Origin of the sequence: Streptomyces radicis (assembly GCF_003626575.1) — a bacterium.
GTDB lineage: Bacteria > Actinomycetota > Actinomycetes > Streptomycetales > Streptomycetaceae > Streptomyces > Streptomyces radicis.
In genome coordinates, this window is record NZ_RBDY01000004.1 from 238,806 (window position 1) to 258,147 (window position 19,342).

Consider the following 19,342-nt stretch of genomic DNA (forward strand, 5'->3'; position numbering starts at 1 on the left):
CGTGGAAAGACTGGTCTTTCACAGATCCGGCACCGACCCGGGCCCCCTCACGGGTACACGGACTCGCCGAAGGGACTATGCCCGCAACAGAACCAGGTCATCGCGATGTACGACTTCTCTTTCGTATGCAGGGCCGAGATCGCGCGCCAGCTCGTGCGTGGAACGCCCGATCAACCGGGGGATCTCCCTCGCGTCGAAGTTGACGAGCCCCCTGGCGATCACCCGCCCTTCGCCGTCGCGCAGCTCGATGGGCTCGCCCGCGGTGAACTCCCCCTCCACGCCCGTGATCCCGGCGGGCAGCAGCGAGCTGCCGCGCTCGGTGACGGCGGCCACCGCGCCGTCGTCGAGGGTCACCGCGCCGCGCGGGGTGGAGGCGTGGGCGAGCCACAGCAGGCGGCCTGCGGCCCGGCGCCCCGTGGGCGCGAAGTAGGTGCCGACGGGCGCGCCGGAGAGCGCGTCCGCCGCGGCGCTCGCGGCGGAGAGGACGACGGGGATGCCCGCGCCGGTCGCGATGGCCGCGGCCTCGACCTTGGTGGCCATGCCGCCCGTGCCGACCCCGGCCCGCCCGGCGCGGCCGAGCTCGACGCCCGCCAGGTCGTCGGGGCCCATGACCTCGGAGATCCGGCGCGCGCCCGGCCTCGCGGGGTCGCCGTCGTAGAGCGCGTCGACGTCGGAGAGCAGCACCAGCAGGTCGGCGCGGACGAGATGGGCGACGAGCGCGGCGAGCCGGTCGTTGTCGCCGAAGCGGATCTCGTCGGTGGCGACGGTGTCGTTCTCGTTCACCACGGGGGTGACGCCCATGGCGAAGAGCTGGTCCAGGGTGCGGTAGGCGTTGCGGTAGTGCGCGCGGCGGCTGGTGTCGTCCGAGGTCAGCAGCACCTGGCCGACGCGGCGGCCGTACCGGGCGAACGAGGCGGTGTACCGCGCGAGGAGCAGCCCCTGCCCGACGGAGGCGGCGGCCTGCTGGCGCGCCAGGTCGGCGGGACGGCGCGGGAGACCCAGCGGGGCGAGACCTGCGGCGATCGCGCCCGAGGAAACCAGTACGATCTGCCTCCCGTCCTGTTTCACCAGCACATCGACGAGCGCGTCCACGCGGTCGGCGTCAAGTCCGCCCGCCGCCGTGGTCAGTGAGGATGAGCCGACTTTGACGACGACCCTGCGCGCGTCGGAGACTCCCGGTCTCCCCGGTACCCGGGCGGCCGCGTCCGCGTCGCTCACGGTGGCACCACCTCCGCCTTCGTCGCTCACCGGCCGGGCCGGGCTTACCTCCGTAATCTATGCCACCGCGCGAGGGAGTCGCTCGCTCATATCACCGCCATGAAAGCCGCCCCCGCCCCACACACCTTCCACCCCCCAACCGGAGCCTGACCGTGTCAGCAGGACCGTGGTCCCGCCGCGGCGCCCAGTGGAGCGCGCTCGTCGCGATGGGCTGCCTCTTCACCCTCCAGTTCGTCGGCGCTCAACTCCCGAGCGCCCCCATACTGTTCATCGCCACCGGCCTCGGCGTCGCGCTCGACCTGACGCTGCGCCGCTGGCAGCCCGGCATCATCGGCGCCCTCGGCAGGCTGCACTTCGACGAGGCCGTCAGACAGCTGCTGCGCGACCTGCTCGTCGTGCTGGGCATCGCGCACCTGTCGGGCATCGACACGGTCGCGCGGCTGCTCATGGTGGGCGGCCTCCTGGCGTGCTATGCCGCGCACTTCGCGTGCCGGGCCCTCGCGGTGCTGGTGCGGCGTTCGCGCACGCTGCCCGTGGTCACCAGGAACATCGACACCGCCGACCTCGGCCTCTCCCCCGCCCCACCGCGCCTGCTGCTGCGGCCCGCGCACCGCATGCCGCTGCTCCAGGTGCCCGCGACGCTGGGGATGCTGCTCACCGCGGTGGCCGACCGGGCGATCTGGGGGCTGCTCGGCGTCGGGACGTCGCTCGTGCTGCTCAGCGGCTGCGCGGCCCACCTGGCCACCTGGCTGCTGCCTGGCAAGCGGGCGCCGGGCGAGGAGCGCACGCTGGCGTTCTTCCAGGGCTGGCTCGACTCCTACCGCCCCGATGTCGGCATCTACTTCTCCGGCGGCTCGGGCACCGCGTACCAGGCGAACATGTGGCTCTCCACGCTGTCCGCCGTGGCCGAGCGCCCGCTCGTGGTGCTGCGCGAGCGCGGCATGGTGCAGCAGATCGCGGCCACGGACGTGCCGATCATCTGCGTGCCGAGGGTGGCGCACCTGATGCTGCTCGAACGCTCCACGCTCAAGATGCTGCTGCACCCGGCCAACGCGCCCAAGACGTCGCAGGTGCTGCGCATCCCGACGATCAAGCACGCGTTCACCAACCACGGCGAGAGCGACAAGCTCTCGAGCTGCAACCCGTACGCCAAGGTCTACGACCAGGTGTGGGTCGCGGGGCCCGCCGCGCGCAAGCGGTACGCGGTGGCCGACGTCGGCGTGGACGACCGGGACGTCGTCGAGGTGGGCCGCCCGCAGCTCGCCCCGATCAGGCCATGGGCCGGGCGCCCTGACCCCGACCGCCCGCTGACCGTGCTCTACGCCCCCACGTGGGAGGGCTGGACGAACGATCCGGGGAACACGTCCGTGCTGCTCGCGGGCGAGAACATCGCCCGCGCCCTGCTGGCCGACCCGCGCGTGCGGCTGCTGTACAAGCCGCACCCGATGACCGGCTCGGTCAACCGCAGGGCGGGCGAGGCCGACGCGCGGATCCGCGCGCTGATCGCCGAGACCAACGCCGAGAGGGCGGCGCGTTCCGACCGTGCGGGCCGGGGCGTGCGTTCCGAACGCGGCTCGCTCGCCACGCCCCCCACCGCCACCGACACCGTCGCGGCCGAGCCCGCGCGGGGCAGGGGCGAGGGCGCGACATCCGCCGAGGACCGCGCCGAACTGGCGCGGCGCACCGAGGAGTTGAACCGGCTCACGGCCCGCGTCTTCCGCCCCGGCGCGGACGAGGTGGAGCGGATGATGCGGCAGTCGGCGCCCGAGCCGGGGCGGGCCGAGGCGGTCGAGGCGGCCATGGAGGCGTGGCGCGCGGCGTTCTGGGCGGCGCAGCCGCGCGACGCACACCTGGTGCTGACCGGCTCGCGCCCCGACATCTACAGCTGCTTCAACCAGGCGGACCTGCTGATCTCGGACGTCTCGTCCGTGGCCGCCGACTTCCTGGCGAGCACCAAGCCCTACGCGGTGGTCAACACGAGCGGGCTGTCCGAGGCGGACTTCCGCGCGGCCAACCCCACGGTCAGGGCGGCCACGATCATCACGCCCGAGGCGCCGGAGATCCCCGCGCTCCTCGCGGCCGTGGCCGACCCGGACCAGGACACGCTCGCCGACGAGCGGGTGGCGCTCCAGACGTATCTGCTCGGCCCCGCGGACCCGCCGTCGCTGACGCGGTTCGCGGAGGCGACGAGGGCGCTGTCCGCGGAGGCGGACGCCCGCAGGTCGCGCCAGACGCGGCTGGCCTCGGGCGACTCCGACGTGGAGCTGCCGATACCGCGACCGTCCGGCCACCGGATCACGGGCTGACCCGCTCCAGGGCGTCCTCCAACCAGCCGACGGCGCTGGCGGCAGCGGCCGCCAGCGCCGTTTCGCGGTCCTGGGCCGCCTCCCAGGCCCCCGGGGGACACCTGTGCGTCACCTGCCGTTAAGGTGCATTGGTGTGATGAGCGGCCCGCAGCAGACGAAGGAGAGCACCTCCGTTCCCCGTCAGGCCCAGGAGGGCCCCGGGGCAGGGGGGCGCGCGCCGGAGCGGGACGCGTTCTTCGACAACGCCAAGTATCTGGCGATCGTGCTGGTGGCCGTCGCCCACGCGTGGGAGCCGCTGCACCCGGACTCGCGCATCGTCATGGCGCTGTACATGACGGTGTACACGTTCCATATGCCCGCGTTCATCGTGATCGCGGGGTATTTCTCCCGGAGCTTCGACGGAAGCCCCCGTCGTGTGGCGCGGCTGGTGACCGGGGTCGCGGTGCCCTATGTCGTCTTCCAGGTGGCCTATGTCTTCTGGATGCGCCGGCTCGAGGACGACCGCACCACCTATGTGCCGCTGTTCGAGCCCAAGTGGCTCATGTGGTTCCTGCTGGCGCTGCTCCTCTGGCGGCTGACCGTGCCGCTGTGGCAGGCCGTGCGCTGGCCGCTGCCGCTCTCGCTCGCGATCGCGGCCGCCGCCTCGGCCTCGCCCACGCTGAGCAACGACCTCCAGATCCAGCGCGTGCTCCAGTTCCTGCCGTTCTTCGTGCTCGGCCTGGTGCTGCGGCCCGAGCACTTCAGGATGGCCAGGCACCGCGCGGTGCGGCTGGTCGCGCTCCCGGTCTTCGCGGGGGCCGCGGCGGTGGCGTACCTGGTCGCGCCGCGCATGGAGTACCAGTGGCTCTATCACCGCGAGTCAGCCCAGGAGCTGGGCGAGGCGTGGTGGGCCGGGGTCGGGATGACGCTGGCGCTCTTCGGCTGCGCGGTGCTGCTGACCGTGTGCTTCTTCTCGCTCGTGCCGGGGCGGCGCATGTGGTTCACCGCGCTGGGCGCGGGCACCATCTCCGGCTACCTGCTGCACGGCTTCCTGATCTCGGGCGCCCGCGCGTGGGGTTGGTACGACCCCGAGGTGGTGCGGCAGCTGCCCTGGTCGCTCGCGATCACCACGGCGGTCGCCGCCGCGGGCGTGACGCTGCTGTGCACGCCCCCGGTGCGGCGGGCGTTCCGCCCGGTGATGGAGCCACGGATGGCGTGGTTCTTCCGGCGCCACCCGTAACCCCCGCCACCCTCGCTCCCGCCACGGCCTAACGGCGGCGGGCCGCCGCCCACTGAAGCATCTTGTCCACCACCTGGGCCGTCGCCCGCCCGTCCGCCGGTTCGCAGAACTTCTCCACGAACGCCGCGTAGCGGTCGGCGTACTCCTTCTCGACCGTCTCCAGGTTCCGCAGCGAGTCGATCAGCTCCTCCGTCGTCTTCACCAGCGGCCCAGGCGAGGTGCCGGTGAAGTCGAAGTAGAAGCCGCGCAGCGTGTCCCGGTAGTGCTCCAGGTCGTAGGTGAAGAAGACCATCGGCCGCCCGGTGTGCGCGAAGTCGAACATCGACGACGAGTAGTCCGTGATCAGCACGTCCGAGACCAGGTACAGGTCGGAGATCTCCGCGTACGCCGCCACGTCGCGCACGAAGCCGTCGCGCGCGCCCGTGATGTTGTTGAGCATCTTGGGGTGCTTGCGGAACAGCAGCACATACTCGTCGCCCAGCTCCCGCTCGAACGCCGCCAGGTCGAGCTGAAGGTCGAGCTTGAACTTCTTGCCCGCGCCGAAGCGCTGGTCGTCGCGCCACGTCGGCGTGTAGAGCAGCACCTTCTTGCCCTCGGGCAGCCGCAGCGTCTTCCGCACGCGCGCCGCGATCTCCTCGCGGTCCTCGCGGTAGAAGACGTCGTTGCGCGGATAGCCGGTCTCCAGGATCTCGTTGGGGAAGCCGAACGCGCTGCGCATGATCGGGGTGGTGAACGCGTTGGGCGAGACCAGGTACGCGAACTGCTCGAAGCGGCCGGGCAGCGTCGCGATGTACGCGGGGTTCGCCTTCGACGTGCCGAGCAGGTCGGCGCCCATCTTCTTGAGCGGCGTGCCGTGCCACGTCTGGACGAACAGCTGGTCGTCGCGCCGCTTGATCCAGGACGAGATCATCACGTTGGTGACCAGGAAACGGCTGGTGGCCAGCGCCTCGTGCCACTCGGCGCTCTTCCACTCGACCGTCCGCATGCCCTCGGGCACCACCGCCTGCCGGTCGCTCGTCCCCCACACGTGCTCGACGTCGGCGCCGCGGCGCACCAGCTCCTCGTAGATCGCGCGGGGCGAGTCGGAGAACTGGCGGCCGTGGTAGCAGTTGTAGAACACGACGTCGCGCAGCGGCTTCTCGCGGTCGCGCACATACAGCTCGCGCAGCCTGCGCTGCCGGTACTTGCCGCGGTCCTCCTCGCGCAGCGGTGAGCCCGCGGCGAGGAAGATCCGGTCGAAGAAGCGGCGTTCGACGGTGTACGCGCGGTGCGCGCCCCGGTGCGTCAGCGGCAGCGTGTCGACGAGGTCGCCGCGGATCTTGACAGGCACGTCGCCGCCCTTGTCGGCCTCGCCCTCGGGCCGGAACGACAGGTACCAGCGGCCCTCGCGCAGCTCCTGCGGGCCGTCGTAGGAGTCCATGCGGTCGGGCGCGATCACCAGGGTGAAGCGGCCGTCGTCGCAGGTGAACGGGAGGGTCTTCTCCTCCATGTACTTGCCGTGCCGCAGGACGAGCTCGAGCCCTTGGGGATCGCCCGTGTACGCGCCGCGCAGCTCGAGCTCGCCCGCCTCGGTCCAGCGCAGCTCGTCCACCACGGCCTGCCGCACCCGGTCGTGCAGCTTGAGCAGCCCAGGGCCGTCGGTCGTGACGGCGATCTCGCGCCCTTCGGCCACGGGGTACTGGCCGGGCGCGAACCCCTCGCGCACGGTGGCCCTGCGGGTCTCGCCGTCCGCGAACTCCAGCGTGGCGATGAGGTCCTGGGTCGGCGCGTCGGCCGCCTCCGCCACCGTCAGATCGGCGAGCGGGACGTCGGCCACGTGTCCGCCGCCCTCCGCGTCCCCGTCCGCGTCCCCGTTCGCGACGACGGCGTAGGCGCCCGTGAACGCGCCCCCCTTGTGCGCGAGCAGGAGCCGCTCGGGGGCACGGCCCCGCGGCGTCGCGGGCACGTGCAGCCGCAGCCGCAACGCGTCGCCCACGCGCTCGTGCCCGGCGATCTCGGCCGCGGGCGTGTCGACGGTCAGCTGGAGGCGTTCGTCCGAGAAGCCCGCGACCAGCCGTACGCCGTCGGCCAGTTGGCGGGCCTGGGAGTGGCCCGCGCTGCCGATGTCGGTGCGGTCGAGCGAGCCCAGGCGCACCACGCCGGGCGAGGGCAGCGCGAGCGTCAGCTGCCACACGCCCGCCTGCCAGCGCCCTCCGGTGCGCAGCTTCGCCGGGTCGACGGTCAGCTCGAACCCGGCCTCGTCGTAGGCGTGCAGCGCCTGCCCCGAGTCACGGGTGGCGCGCAGATCGGTGCGCGGGCGCACCCGCACGGGCACGCGCCGGCGTGCGCCCTGCTGCCGCAGCCAGCCGAGGCGCGGCAGGCGCGCCCTGCCATCGGCGGGGACGTTCTGCACATAGGCGTAGCCGGTGACGACGAGCTTGCCGTCCTGCCAACGCGCCTCGGTGGCCTTGCCCTTCACGGGCAGCTCGGCCTGGCGCAGCCTGACCACGTCGGCGGGCAGCGAGCCGCTGTCGAGCCCGGGGATCGCCAGGCGCGGGCGGAGCCTGCCCGTGACGGAGAACGACGAGGCGCGGTACTCCCGTTCGTGCGCGAGCACGGTCAGCAGGTCGGCGAGCCGCCGCTCGCGGGCGAGCTGCCACTTGACGCGCATGAGCGGCGGCAGCTTGGCGAGCTTGCGCGGGTCGGCGGTCGCGAGGAACGCGCCCGCCTCGTCGAAGAACGCCTCGCGCTCCTCGGCCGAGGACTCGGGGAGCCAGTGCATCGAACGCCGCAGCTCCGCGGGGAGGAAGTCCTCCGGCTTCTTGGCCGGTTTCTTGGGGGCCACCGGGTCAGCCTTCCTGTGCGGGGACGGGTCGGCGCGCCGGGTCGCCCGGCGCGGGAGCGGTGTGCGCGGGGGGCGCGTCGTCGGCGTCCTGCGCGGTGTTGCGCGCCTCGGCCTTGGCGGCCAGGGCGGCGACGGCCGCGGCGAAGCGCGCCTGGGACGGCGGCTCGTCGGGGCCGATGAGGTACTGCTTCAGCTCGCGGCGCGCGCCCGCGAGCGGGTCGTGCTCCGGGTCGCCGGGAGCGTGCGCGGCGGCGATGACCTCGTCGAGCCGGTCGGCGTCGTTGGAGAGGATGACGGCGGCGCGCACCGCGGTGTTCTGGCGCCTGAACTCCTCGGCGCCCAGGCCCGCGGAGTCGGTGACGGCGTAGGGCTTGCCGCTGGCGATGAAGTCGGAGACGACGCTCGAGATGTCGGAGATCAGGGCGTCCGACTCGTTGAAGCAGTCGAAGAGCAGCGGCTGCGGGCCCGTGATGACGCGGTGCTCCCACCAGCCGCGCGAGCGCCAGTAGGCGTCGTTCCACTCGACGAGCCGACGCTCCTCCTCGGCCGCCCGGGCCGCCGGGGTCTGCGCGTCGCGCGAGACCGACGCGTCGTCCCACACGGCCACCGCGGCCTGGCCGTACGCGCCGCTCTCCGCCATCGCGCGCAGCGTCGCCGCGGCGCGCTCCCGCTCGGCCCCGCCCACGGCGGCGGCCTCGCGCCAGCGTGGATCGGCGGCGCGTTCGGCGGCCGCGCGCTCCATCATCTCCACGATGCGCCGGTGCGCGGCGGCGGCCTCGGGGTCGCGCGAGCCGGTGAACGGGTGCGGCTTGTACAGCACGCGCACAGGGCGCTCCGACGCCAGCAGGCCGCGGATGATGTTCTCGCCCGCGAGCAGCAACGACGTGTTCCCCGGCTCGTCGGTCCAGCCCTCCCACGTGGGGGCGTAGAGCACGGTGGGCACGCGTCCCTCGCGCGGGCCCGCGCCGGTCTCGATGGACGCCAGCTGCGGGCGGCCCACCTCGACGATGTCCTCGTCCCGCACGCCCACGTCGGCCAGCATGAAACGGTCGCGACCCGCCCGCCCCGCGGTCCACACCTCGTCGTACGCCTTGGCGTACGGGTTGATGCTGGCGACCTTGTCGCTGTCGCCGTGCCCGATGAAGACGTGCTTCATCGTCGGGACGCGCAGCAGGTGCAGGTTCTTGCCGACGTTCGCGGGGTAGAGCCCGACGCGCAGCATCGACAGGTCCAGGTTCATCAGGTCCACCGCGCTCGGCACGCACATCACCGGCACGGTCGTGGTGGCGAGCCTGCTGAGGATCGCGCGCTCCCGCAGGATGACCACGGTCCGCACATCCAGCCTGGCCATGGTGTCCAGCCACATGTTGACCTGGTAGGCGGAGTCCTTGGAGCCCGAGAAGTAGAGCGCGACCACCGGGCGGTACTCCCGCAGCCAGCCGTCGAACCACGCGAACGCCGCGTCCCTCGACGGCGGCAGCCGCCTGGCCCGCAGGAACGGCAGCAGCACCGCGACATAGCCGAGCACCAGCGCGAGCGTGACGGCGATGCCCGCGTAGCCGAACGCCGCCGTGCCCGTCGCCACCGCGGCCAGCAGACCGGCCTGCGCGGGGACCTCGGTGTGCAGCACCTTCTCGACGGCCCGGTGCGTGAGCCAGCGCGGCGGCCCGTCGGGCACCGGCATCGTGGACAGGTCGATGTTGCGCGTCCCGATCGGCAGCCGCCGCAGCCTGCGCAGCACCATCACCAGCGCGGTGTGCGGCGCCTGGAGCGCGTAGAACGCCAGGAAGCCCACGACGGCCGCGTAGAACATCCGCTCCCCGGCCCAGTCCTCGCGCGCGAGGAGCAGGACCAGCAGCAGCTGCCTGACCAGGAAGCGGACCGTGAGCCCGAGCCGCGCCTTGCCCATCCGCACCAGCAGATAGCTGCCCCTGCGGTGCAGGAAGTGGTCGCCCGCGTAGCTCAGCGCGGTGGCGGCGATGAACAGCCACGTCAACGGCAGCAGCGCGCCCAGCAGCATCAGCGGATAGCTGACCCCCATGAGCAGCGCCGCCGCGAGCTCGGCACCGGTGGCGACCCCCGCGAGCCGGTGCAGCGGCCCCCCCGTCATGCCACCTCCCCGGCGGAGTCGGCGTCCGCGGCGATCGCGGCGGCGAGCGCCCGTTCGAACGACGCGGCCTGGCTCGCGTCGGCCGTCGGGTCCTGCTGGCGGACGTCGATCACGTGCCCGGTCATGGGCGACAGCAGGACGTCGAGCGACGTGCGCGCCACGGCCTCGGACGACAGCAGCGTGCCCGCGGGCTCGTCGCCGAACGCCCGCGTGCGCATCGGGGTCGCGGTCCGCTCGGGGTTGACACAGTTGACGCGGATGCCGTCGGCGGCCCACTCGTCGGCGAGCGCCTGTGTGAGGTTGACCATCGCGGCCTTGGTCGACGAGTAGAGGCTGTACTCGGCGCGGCCCCGCGTGTAGCTGCTCGACGTGTAGAGCAGCAGCTGGCCGCCGGACTCCGCGAGGTACCGGTGGGCGGCGCGCGCGATCCGCACGGGTGCCAGGTAGTTGACGGTGAGCGCCTCCTCGATCGCGGCGTCCTCCGTCTCCGCCAGCTTCCCGATGCGCAGCACGCCCGCGGTGTTCACGACATAGTCCACGCGCCCGGTCTCCGCGTACGCGCGGGCGAGGGCGTCGGCGACGTCGCGGGGGTTCTCCACATGGGTGCCCGTGGTGGAACGGCCCAGCGCGTACACCGTCGCGCCATGGCGCTCGGCCAGGTCCGCGACGTCCTTGCCGATGCCGTACGAGCCGCCGAAGACGACGACCGTCGCGCCGTTCAGCCGCTCGCGGTAGGCGTCTTCGTCGGACTGCGCGGGCGCGGCCGTGGAGGCGAGCTGGAACAGCTTGTCGGCGATGAAGACGTCGACGGGCTGGGTCACCTTCATGTTGAACTCGTCGCCGGGCACCACATGGATCGGCACATCGGGCAGATACCTCAGCACCACGGAACAGTCGTCAGTGGCCTGGAAGTTGGGGTCATCGGCGGCGATCTCGTAGGCCCTGCGGATCGTGGAGAGCCGGAACGCCTGCGGGGTCTGGCCCCGGCGCAGTCGCGAGCGGTCCGGCACATCGGTGATGAACTCGCCGTCCTCGCCGTGCGTGCGCGTGACGATGATGGTGTCGGCCGACGGTATGGCGACGTCCACGGCGCGGTAACGGTCGAGCGCCGCCACGCAGTCCGCTATGACGCGGCGCGACAGCAGCGGGCGGACCGCGTCGTGGAACAGCACGTTGCGGTCCTGGCCGTCGGCGAGCCCCTCGCCCAGCACCTCGATGGCGCGCCGCGTCGTCTCGTTCCGCGTCGAGCCGCCCTCCACGACCCGGGTGACCTTGCCGAGGCCGCCCTTGGCGACGATCTTCTCCACCTCGGCCGTGTACCCCGGGGCCATCATCACGAGGACGTCGTCGATCTCCTCGGCCTCCTCGAAGATCGCGAGGGTGTGCTCGATGACCGCCTTGCCCGCCACCTTGATCAGCTGCTTCGGAATGGAGAGCCCTACGCGCTGACCCGTTCCACCGGCCAGCACGACCGCGGTGGTGTGTGGGGACGGGCCTGGGGGATGGATGGTCAAGGAAGCTCCTGCCGGGTATCAGAAGTGTCGCCTACGCGAGGAGAAGGTTAACCCCAGTGGAAGCTTGACCCCCAAACGGGATGAACGGTTGTCCTCCGTTATCGCTTTGCGACAGCGCGGCGTTACCCTGCGGCGCCCTCCAAGGTCGGCAGATGCGGCCTTGTTTCCTCCGCATCTCAGTCAAAAGGGCTGAATTCCTCGAATTCCCGCTGCGCGTGGTCACCGCGTCGCGCCTCGCGTTCCCTGCGGCGTTCCTCCGCGGGCCGCACGGCGTTCAGGCGGTGATCCTCACCACGCCTGCCCAGCATCTCCGCGCCGCCGCTCACCGAGGGCTCGAAGTCGAAGACCACGGCGTCGTCGTCGCCGCCGATCCCCACCCCGTCGCCCTCGCGCGCCCCCGCGCGGCGCAGCTCGTCCTCGACGCCCAGCCGCGCGAGGCGGTCCGCGAGATAGCCCACGGCCTCGTCATTGGTGAAGTCGGTCTGCCGCACCCAGCGTTCCGGCTTCTCGCCGCGCACCCGGAAGAATCCCTCGCCCTCCTCGGTCACCGTGAAGCCCGAGTCGTCAATCGCCCTGGGCCTGATGACAATGCGCGTCGCCTCCTCGGCGGGCTTCGCCTCCCGCGCCTTCGCGACCTGCGCGGCGAGCGCGTAGGAAAGATCACGCAGCCCCTTCCGCGAGACCGCGGAGACGTCGAATACCGCCAGGCCCCCGGCCTCCAGATCGGGCCGCACGATATCCGCGAGATCCTGCCCCTCGGGAATATCCGTCTTGTTGAGCACGACGAGCCGCGGCCGGTCGTCAAGGCCGCCGTACCGCGCCAGCTCGGCCTCGATGACCTCCAGGTCGGTCAGCGGATCCCGGCCCGGCTCCAACGTCGCGCAGTCAAGCACGTGCACCAGCACCGAGCAGCGCTCCACATGCCGCAGGAACTCGAGCCCGAGCCCCCGCCCCTCGCTCGCCCCGGGGATCAGCCCCGGCACGTCCGCCACCGTGTACACCGTCGAACCGGCCGTCACCACCCCGAGGTTGGGCACCAGCGTCGTGAAGGGGTAGTCCGCGATCTTGGGCTTGGCCGCGGAGAGCACCGAGATCAACGACGACTTGCCCGCGCTGGGGAAGCCGACGAGCGCGACGTCCGCGACCGTCTTGAGCTCCAGGACGATGTCGCGCTCGTCGCCCGGCTCGCCGAGCAGCGCGAAGCCGGGGGCCTTGCGGCGCGGCGAGGCGAGCGCGGCGTTCCCGAGCCCGCCCCTGCCGCCCCGGCCTGCGACGAACGTCGTGCCCGTGCCCACCAGGTCGGCCAGCACCTCGCCGTTCCCGTCGAGCACGACCGTGCCGTCGGGCACCGGGAGCACCAGGTCCTGGCCGTGCGCCCCGGTGCGGTGGCCGCCCCCGCCCGGCTTGCCGTTGGTCGCCTTGCGGTGCGGCCTGTGGTGGTAGTCGATGAGCGTCGTCACATCCGGGTCCACCACCAGCACGACGTCGCCGCCGCGCCCGCCGTCGCCGCCGTCGGGGCCGCCGAGCGGCTTGAACTTCTCCCGGTGCACGGAGGCACAGCCGTGGCCGCCGTTCCCCGCACCGACATGCAGCTCGACGCGGTCCACGAAGGTGGTCATGACGGTCACTCCTGTACTGGGGTTCTTCGAGAGGGGTCTGGGGGTGAACAAGCGAAGGGCGGACCGGCTTCCCGGCGCGGGAAGACGGTCCGCCCTCGGCAGTGCCGCGCGCTTACTCCGCGGCGGCCGGAACGATGTTCACGACCTTGCGGTCCCGGTACGTGCCGAACTGCACGTGCCCGGGGCGCAGGGCGAACAGCGTGTCGTCGCCGCCACGGCCGACGCCCTTGCCGGGGTGGAAGTGGGTGCCGCGCTGGCGGACCAGGATCTCGCCGGCGTTCACCAGCTGGCCGCCGAAGCGCTTGACGCCGAGGTACTGGGGGTTGGAGTCGCGGCCGTTCCGGGTGGAGGACGCGCCCTTCTTGTGTGCCATCTGTGCTCAGTCCCTTACTTCGAGGCTACTTCGACGCGGCCGGGGCGGGAATGTCGGTGATCTTCAGCTGGGTGTGCAGCTGGCGGTGGCCCATCCGCCGGCGGTAGCCCGTCTTGTTCTTGAACTTCTGGATGCGGATCTTGTCGCCCTTGTGGTGGTCGAGAACCTCGGCCTGGACCTTCACCCCGGCCAGCACCCACGGGTCGCTGGTGACGGTCTCGCCGTCCACGACGAGCAGGGCCGAGAGCTCGACGGTGTCGCCGACCTCACTGGACAACCGGTCGACCTCGATGACGTCGCCGACAGACACCTTCTGCTGACGGCCGCCGGTGCGCACGATCGCGTACACGCGGAACTCTCCCTCACTCGCTGACGGGCCCCTGATGCCAGCAACGGGCAGGCCCGGCCTCTCCCCCGCGCGGAACCGCGCGGTACGGGAGGAAGATTGCTCAGGGGCGTGGCGTGTCAGGTGACACGCCGATCGTCAACAATACGGAGGCGCCGACAAGGCGGTCAAATTCCCGCCCTGCCGACGCCTGTCCTCCGGTGCCGCTCAGTCGTCCGCTCAGTCGTCCGCTCAGTCGTCCGTCGACGCCGAGACCGACGGGGGCTGCGGCTGCTCGGCCGCCGCCGTGGTCTTGGCCGACTTCTTGGCTGCGGCCTTCTTGACGGTCTTGGCGGCCTTCGCCGTCTTGGCCGTCTTGGCCGCCTTCTTCGCCGCGGTCTTCTTGGCCGCCGCCTTCTTCGCCGGGGCCTTCGCCGCCTTCTTGGCCGCGGCCTTCTTCGCCGCCTTCGCCGCCTTCTTCGCGGGCGGGGCCGTGACGACCGTCACGACCGCCTCGCTCGCCCCCTCGGGCGAACCGGCGGGGGCCGACGCCCTGCGCACCGCGCGGCGCCGGGGCGGCGGGGCCTCGGAGACCGGCTCGGCCACCGGCTCGGCGGCCTCCACCGGCTCGGCGGCGACGACGAGCACCGCGGGCTCCTCGGCCGTGCTCCGGGGCGAGCCCGCGGGCGCGGACACCTTGCGGCGCGCGCCACGCCTGGGCCGTTGCGGCTCGGGCTCGGGGCGCGGCTCCTCGCCCGCGGGCTCCACCGGAACCTCGGGAACGGGCTCGGCCGCGGGCTCGGGCGCCGGGACCACGGTCACCGCGGCCTCCTCCTCGGCGGCCGCGGGCGGCGGCCCGGCCGGAGCCGACACCTTGCGGGTGACGCGCCGCCTGCGCCGGGGGCGTTCGGGCGCGGCCTCGTCGGCGACCAGCTCGGCCACCGGCTCGGGCTCCACGACCTCCACGGGCTCGACCACCTCGACGGGCGCCACGGCCTCGGCCGGCTCGAGCGCCTCCTCCTCGGCGGCCGCCGCCTCCACGGCCTCGGCCTCCGCCGTCTCACCGATGTCGACCGCCACCGGCTGCCTCGGCTCCTCGGCCGCCGCCTTGCCGCGCTTCCTGCCCTTCCGGCCGCCGCCCCCGCCACCCGCGGGCACGTGCACATGGTCCATGTGCACGATCACGCCGCGGCCGTTGCAGTGGACGCACGGCTCGGAGAACGACTCCAGCAGGCCCTGCCCCACGCGCTTCCTGGTCATCTGCACCAGGCCGAGCGACGTGACCTCGGCCACCTGGTGCTTGGTGCGGTCCCGGCCCAGGCACTCGAGCAGCCTGCGCAGCACCAGGTCGCGGTTGGACTCCAGGACCATGTCGATGAAGTCGATCACGATGATCCCGCCGAGGTCACGCAGCCGCAGCTGGCGCACGATCTCCTCGGCCGCCTCCAGGTTGTTCCTGGTGACGGTCTCCTCCAGGTTGCCGCCCTGGCCCGTGAAACGCCCGGTGTTGACGTCGATCACGACCATGGCCTCGGTCCGGTCGATGACCAGCGAGCCACCGCTCGGCAGCCACACCTTCCGGTCGAGCGCCTTCATCAGCTGCTCGTCGATGCGGTACGTCGCGAACACGTCCACGTCCGACGTCCACCGCGACAGGCGGCCCCCCAGGTCGGGCGCCACGTGCGAGACATAGCCGTGGATGGTCTCCCACGCCTCGTCGCCGCTGACGATGACCTTGGTGAAGTCCTCGTTGAAGATGTCCCGCACCACCCGGACCGTCATGTCGGGCTCGCCGTACAGCAGCGAGGGGGCGTTGCCCTTCTTGGCCTTCTTCCTGATCTCCTCCCACTGCGCCTGGAGCCGCTCGACGTCGCGCGTCAGCTCCTCCTCGCTCGCGCCCTCGGCCGCGGTGCGCACGATGACGCCCGCGTCCTCGGGGACGATCCGCTTGAGCACCTGCTTGAGCCGCGCCCGCTCGGTGTCGGGCAGCTTGCGGCTGATGCCGGTCATCGAGCCCTCGGGGACATAGACGAGATAACGCCCAGGGAGCGAGATCTGGCTGGTCAGCCGGGCGCCCTTGTGGCCGATGGGGTCCTTGGTGACCTGCACGAGCACCGGCTGGCCCGACTTGAGCGCCGACTCGATGCGGCGGGGGCCGTTCCCGAGGCCGAGCGCCTCGAAGTTGACCTCACCGGCGTACAGGACGGCGTTGCGGCCCTTGCCGATGTCGACGAACGCGGCCTCCATCGACGGCAGGACGTTCTGCACCTTGCCGAGATAGACGTTGCCGACGTAGCTGGAGGACTGCTCCTTGTTGACGAAGTGCTCGACCAGGACGTCGTCCTCGAGGACGGCGATCTGCGTGCGCTCGCCGCTCTGCCGGACGACCATGACCCGCTCGACCGCCTCGCGGCGCGCCAGGAACTCCGCCTCGGTGATGATCGGCGCCCGGCGCCTGCCCTGCTCACGGCCCTCGCGGCGGCGCTGCTTCTTGGCCTCGAGGCGCGTGGAGCCCTTGATCGACTGAACGCCGTCCGCGCTCTCGGTGGCCTCCTCACGCCTGCGGCGCGGCTCGCGGACCTTGACGACCGTGCGCTCGGGGTCGTCGCCACCCGACGGCGCCTCGCCCGACTCGCCGCTGCGCCTCCTGCGGCGCCGACGGCGGCGGGAGCCGCCCGCGCCCTCGGCCTGCTCGTCGGCCTCGACCACGGCCTGTTCGGCCTGCTCGGCCTCGGCGTGGTCCTCGTCCGCCGCGGCCTCGTCGGCCTCGGCCTCGGCCTCATCGCCCGCGGCCTTCTCCGCGGCCTCGGCGGCGCGCTCCGCGGTCTCGCCGCGCCTGCGCCTGCGGCCGCCGCGGCGGCGGCGCCGCGCGGGGCGGTCGGCCTGCGCCTCGTCCTCGTCGGCCTCGGGGACCTCGGGAAGCTCGTCGTCGTCGGGGCCCTCGGCCACGTCGGCGAGGTCGGTGAGCTCCTCCTCCTCGTCCTCGTCGGCCTGCTGCTCGGCGGCCCCGCGCACCGCCTCCTCGGCGGCCCGCTGCGGGGTCTGGAACATCGGCGCCTGGAAGACCGGGGCCTGGAAAACGGCGGCCGTGGTGGCCACCGGAACGGCGGGCGGCAGCGGCACATCGGCCTCGTCGGTGTCCGCGGGCACGGGCGCGGCCTCGGGCTCGGGCGCGGCCTGGGCGGCCTGAGCCGCCTTGGCGGTCGAACGCCGACGGCGCCGCGGCGCGGCCTCATCTGCCTCGGGGGTCTCCTCGGCCGCCTCGGGCGCGGCGGCGGCGCGGGTCGCGCGGCGGCGGCGCTTCGGGGGCGCGGGCTCATCGGCCTCGGGCGCGCTCACGGGGGTCTCGGGGGCCTCGGGGGCCTCCGCGGTCTCCCGCTGCTCGTCGGCGGCCGCCGCGGCGCGCGTCGCGCGCCGCCTGCGCTTGGGCGCGGGCTCCTCGATCTCCTCGGGGATCTCCTCGGGGGCGATCTCCTCGATCTTCTCGGGAGCGGGCTCGGGCGCCGCCTCGGGGGCGGCCGCGGCGCGCGTCGCGCGCCTCCTGCGCTTGGGCGCGGGCTCGGGCTCGGCGGGCTCGTCGACCACGGGGGCCACGGCCACCGGGACCTCGGCCGCCGCCTCCTCGGCCGCTTCGGCCGCCTCGGGCGCGGCGGCGGCACGGGTCGCGCGGCGGCGGCGCTTGACCGGCACCGGCTCGGGCTCCGGCTGCGCCTCCTCCGCGGCGGCGTCGGCGGTCGCGGCGAGCTCATCGGCCTCGGGCGCCGCCGCGACACGCGTCACACGCCGCCTGCGCTTGGGCGCGGGCTCATCGGTCGCCTGCTCGGGAACGCCCTCGGCCTCCGCCGTCGTGGCGGCGGCCGCGCGGGTGGCGCGGCGCCGCTTCGGCGCCGCGGGCGCCTCGTCGGCGCTCACGCCCTCGCCCGCCTGGGCCGGGGGCCCTGCCGGGCGGGAGGCCGCGCGGCGGCGGCGCGGGGGCAGCGTGTCGCTCGGGCTCGTGGTGTCGCTCGGGCTCGTGGTGTCGTTGGGGCTTGTGGGGTCGGATGACCCGTGGGGGACAGCGATGTCGGTGCGTTCCGCACCGTCCGCTCCCACGGACTTGTCGGTCTCTTGCATGCGGGCGGTTCTCCCGTCACGCTCCCGGGCGCCTCACACGGAGCGGGCGCCGCTCGGGAGCTGTCGTATCACTCGCCGGTTCCGGTCCAGCGTGGGCCGGCTACGGCGAAAGTCTTCTGGTCGGCGCGTCGCCCGGAACTGCCGGACCCGAGTGGCTCCCTGGCACCTGGCGGTTCGGCGGCGCAGCAACGGCATCGCTATCCGGTGATCCCCGGCGCCGCCGCGGCCTGCTGCCCGGCGGCCCCGGTCAGGGCGGCTTCGGCAGCGTCGCGGTCGGGCGCGAACGGGTCGGGCACCGTGCCGGACTCATCGAGCGGCCCCTGCGCCAGCCTGGTCACCGCTGCGGGGACCGGCGGCGCCAGGTCGGCCGTAGCGCGGAGACCGGACAGGACGTCGTCGGGTCGTACGGCAGGGGTGAGGTGCCGTACTACCAGGCGCAGTATCGCACAAGGGTGGGACACGGGCCCATCGGGCCCGCTCCCGCCCCGGTCGGCGGGTGCGGCGACCGCCTCGAGCGCGACCACGGCGGAGCGGGCGTCGAACGCGCGCATCCCCCGCTTGGTCTGGCGCCGCACCTCGACGCTGTCGGCCGCGAGGAACATCCCGACCGCCTTCGCGGCCGCCTCGGGCTCGACGCCGTCGAGCCGCAGCTCCCACACCGAGGCGTTCAGCCGCTCGGCGAAGTCGGCGGTGCGGGCCTCGACCACGTCGACGATGTCGAGCCCGGTGGGCAGCGACGCGTCGAGCGCGGCCCTCAGCTCGCCGGGGTCACGCCGCGCGGCCAGGGCGATCTCCAGGTACTCGGCTTCACTGGCGGTACCGGTGGGCGCCGCGTTGGCGTAGGAGACCTTGGGGTGCGGGGTGAAGCCGGCGGAGTACGCCATCGGCACCCCGGCGCGGCGCAGCGCGCGCTCGAAGGCGCGCTGGAAGTCCCGGTGGCTGGTGAAACGCAGTCGCCCCCGCTTCGTGTACCGCATCCTGATGCGCTGCACCGCCGGAGCGGGCGGCGGGCCGACCGGCTGTCGCTTGCCCAGTGGTCCTCAGTCCCTCGATCGTGCTGTCCCCGTGGCCCTGCTGCGGGCCGTTGCTTGACTCCAGGTTACGTGCCCGACGTGGCTATCCAGTAACGGAGCTTCTCCGCCCGCTGGTCCTCGAAGACCCCGCCGCACGCCTCGATGACCTTGCGTGAGGCGACGTTGTCGTGGTCGCACGTGACGAGCACCGGGTCATGGCCCAGCTCGTGGGCGTAGGGCAGCGACGCGCGCAGCATCGCCGTCGCGTGTCCGCGTCGGCGCGCGGACGGGCGCACGTCGTAGCCGATGATGCCGCCCCAGTCGAGCAAGCGCCTGGTCAGGCGGTGGCGGATGGAGAGGCGGCCGATGAATGTGTGATCCGTCACATACCAGAGCACGGTGGAGGGCACGAAGCCCATCGGGCGCGGTGACGCCTCGTGCCCGTCGGCGATCGTGCGCCTGACGTAGGCGGCGAACGCCGCCGGGTCGTTCCAGCGGCGCCCGTAGACCTCCATGTCGCGGGCGAGCGTCGTGTTGTCCGCCGCGCCGCCCCGGCCCTCGGCCCGCCACTCGTGGACGGCCTCGAGGAACGAGGTGTGGACCTCGGTGGTGGGAAGGACGAGCTGGGGCACCGCCTCATCCTCCACCGCCCCGGTGACCCGGGCAACCCGGGCCTGGGCCTACTCCGCGGTGAGCGGTTGCAGCCGC

At 73.1% G+C, this 19,342-nt stretch carries 13 protein-coding genes; 2 read left to right on the forward strand and 11 right to left on the reverse strand.

Annotated elements, in window-relative coordinates; genetic code table 11:
* Window positions 1–75: 75 nt before the first annotated feature.
* On the reverse strand, window positions 76–1,218 hold the full coding sequence (proB, locus tag D7318_RS08705; RefSeq protein WP_120696292.1) for a glutamate 5-kinase: 1,143 nt from the start codon (window positions 1,216–1,218) through the stop codon (window positions 76–78).
* Between the two features lie 206 nt (window positions 1,219–1,424).
* Here proB and D7318_RS08710 point away from each other — a divergent pair, with 206 nt between their 5' ends.
* The gene (locus D7318_RS08710) at window positions 1,425–3,524 is read left to right on the forward strand and encodes a hypothetical protein (protein WP_120696293.1); all 2,100 of its coding nucleotides are present in this window, start codon (window positions 1,425–1,427) and stop codon (window positions 3,522–3,524) included.
* Here the strand turns inward: D7318_RS08710 and D7318_RS34560 are convergent.
* Entirely contained in the window at window positions 3,514–3,636 is a 123-nt protein-coding gene (locus D7318_RS34560) for a hypothetical protein (protein WP_268987334.1), read from the reverse strand. The two genes, D7318_RS08710 and D7318_RS34560, sit on opposite strands and share 11 nt — an antisense overlap.
* A 24-nt stretch (window positions 3,637–3,660) precedes the next feature.
* Between D7318_RS34560 and D7318_RS08715 the strand changes: the two genes are divergently transcribed.
* Window positions 3,661–4,743 (forward strand): acyltransferase family protein, encoded by a 1,083-nt coding sequence (locus D7318_RS08715; protein ID WP_120696294.1) that lies wholly within the window; start codon window positions 3,661–3,663, stop codon window positions 4,741–4,743.
* Window positions 4,744–4,771: 28 nt separating this feature from the next.
* Here the strand turns inward: D7318_RS08715 and D7318_RS08720 are convergent, their stop codons facing one another.
* The 9 genes from D7318_RS08720 to D7318_RS08760 all read right to left on the reverse strand — a co-directional run bounded on the left by D7318_RS08720 (window position 4,772) and on the right by D7318_RS08760 (window position 19,266).
* Window positions 4,772–7,567 (reverse strand): CDP-glycerol glycerophosphotransferase family protein, encoded by a 2,796-nt coding sequence (locus tag D7318_RS08720; protein ID WP_329604560.1) that lies wholly within the window; start codon window positions 7,565–7,567, stop codon window positions 4,772–4,774.
* A gap of 4 nt (window positions 7,568–7,571) precedes the next feature.
* Window positions 7,572–9,677 carry a hypothetical protein gene (locus D7318_RS08725; RefSeq protein WP_230423537.1) on the reverse strand — a complete coding sequence of 702 codons (2,106 nt, stop codon included), beginning with the start codon at window positions 9,675–9,677 and terminating at the stop codon, window positions 7,572–7,574.
* On the reverse strand, window positions 9,674–11,185 hold the full coding sequence (locus D7318_RS08730) for an SDR family NAD(P)-dependent oxidoreductase (RefSeq protein ID WP_408055464.1): 1,512 nt from the start codon (window positions 11,183–11,185) through the stop codon (window positions 9,674–9,676). The genes D7318_RS08725 and D7318_RS08730 overlap by 4 nt, the downstream gene beginning before the upstream one ends.
* A gap of 182 nt (window positions 11,186–11,367) precedes the next feature.
* The gene (gene obgE, locus D7318_RS08735; RefSeq protein WP_120696296.1) at window positions 11,368–12,810 is read right to left on the reverse strand and encodes a GTPase ObgE; all 1,443 of its coding nucleotides are present in this window, start codon (window positions 12,808–12,810) and stop codon (window positions 11,368–11,370) included.
* 112 nt (window positions 12,811–12,922) lie between these two features.
* Window positions 12,923–13,183, reverse strand: coding sequence for a 50S ribosomal protein L27 (rpmA, locus tag D7318_RS08740; protein WP_120696297.1), 261 nt, complete (start codon window positions 13,181–13,183; stop codon window positions 12,923–12,925).
* 25 nt (window positions 13,184–13,208) lie between these two features.
* Window positions 13,209–13,532, reverse strand: coding sequence for a 50S ribosomal protein L21 (gene rplU / locus D7318_RS08745; RefSeq protein WP_113685176.1), 324 nt, complete (start codon window positions 13,530–13,532; stop codon window positions 13,209–13,211).
* A 228-nt stretch (window positions 13,533–13,760) separates the two neighbouring features.
* Complete coding sequence (locus D7318_RS08750; RefSeq protein ID WP_230423539.1) at window positions 13,761–17,621, reverse strand: Rne/Rng family ribonuclease; 3,861 nt, start codon at window positions 17,619–17,621, stop codon at window positions 13,761–13,763.
* 197 nt (window positions 17,622–17,818) lie between these two features.
* A complete protein-coding gene (locus D7318_RS08755) occupies window positions 17,819–18,613 on the reverse strand; it encodes a TIGR03936 family radical SAM-associated protein (RefSeq protein WP_120696298.1) in 795 nt (264 codons plus the stop codon).
* Window positions 18,614–18,720: 107 nt separating this feature from the next.
* Window positions 18,721–19,266: a GNAT family N-acetyltransferase gene (locus tag D7318_RS08760; protein WP_120696299.1), complete on the reverse strand. Its 546-nt coding sequence runs from the start codon at window positions 19,264–19,266 to the stop codon at window positions 18,721–18,723.
* Window positions 19,267–19,342 lie beyond the last annotated feature (76 nt).

What these genes read in the sequence shown, in the direction of transcription:
- obgE (WP_120696296.1), bottom strand. Translation starts at nt 12,810, where the DNA reads ATGACCACCTTCGTGGACCGCGTCGAGCTGCATGTCGGTGCGGGGAAC.
- rpmA (WP_120696297.1), bottom strand. Translation starts at nt 13,183, where the DNA reads ATGGCACACAAGAAGGGCGCGTCCTCCACCCGGAACGGCCGCGACTCC.
- D7318_RS08715 (WP_120696294.1), top strand. Translation starts at nt 3,661, where the DNA reads ATGAGCGGCCCGCAGCAGACGAAGGAGAGCACCTCCGTTCCCCGTCAG.
- D7318_RS08710 (WP_120696293.1), top strand. Translation starts at nt 1,425, where the DNA reads ATGGGCTGCCTCTTCACCCTCCAGTTCGTCGGCGCTCAACTCCCGAGC.
- D7318_RS08725 (WP_230423537.1), bottom strand. Translation starts at nt 9,677, where the DNA reads ATGACGGGGGGGCCGCTGCACCGGCTCGCGGGGGTCGCCACCGGTGCC.
- D7318_RS08750 (WP_230423539.1), bottom strand. Translation starts at nt 17,621, where the DNA reads ATGCAAGAGACCGACAAGTCCGTGGGAGCGGACGGTGCGGAACGCACC.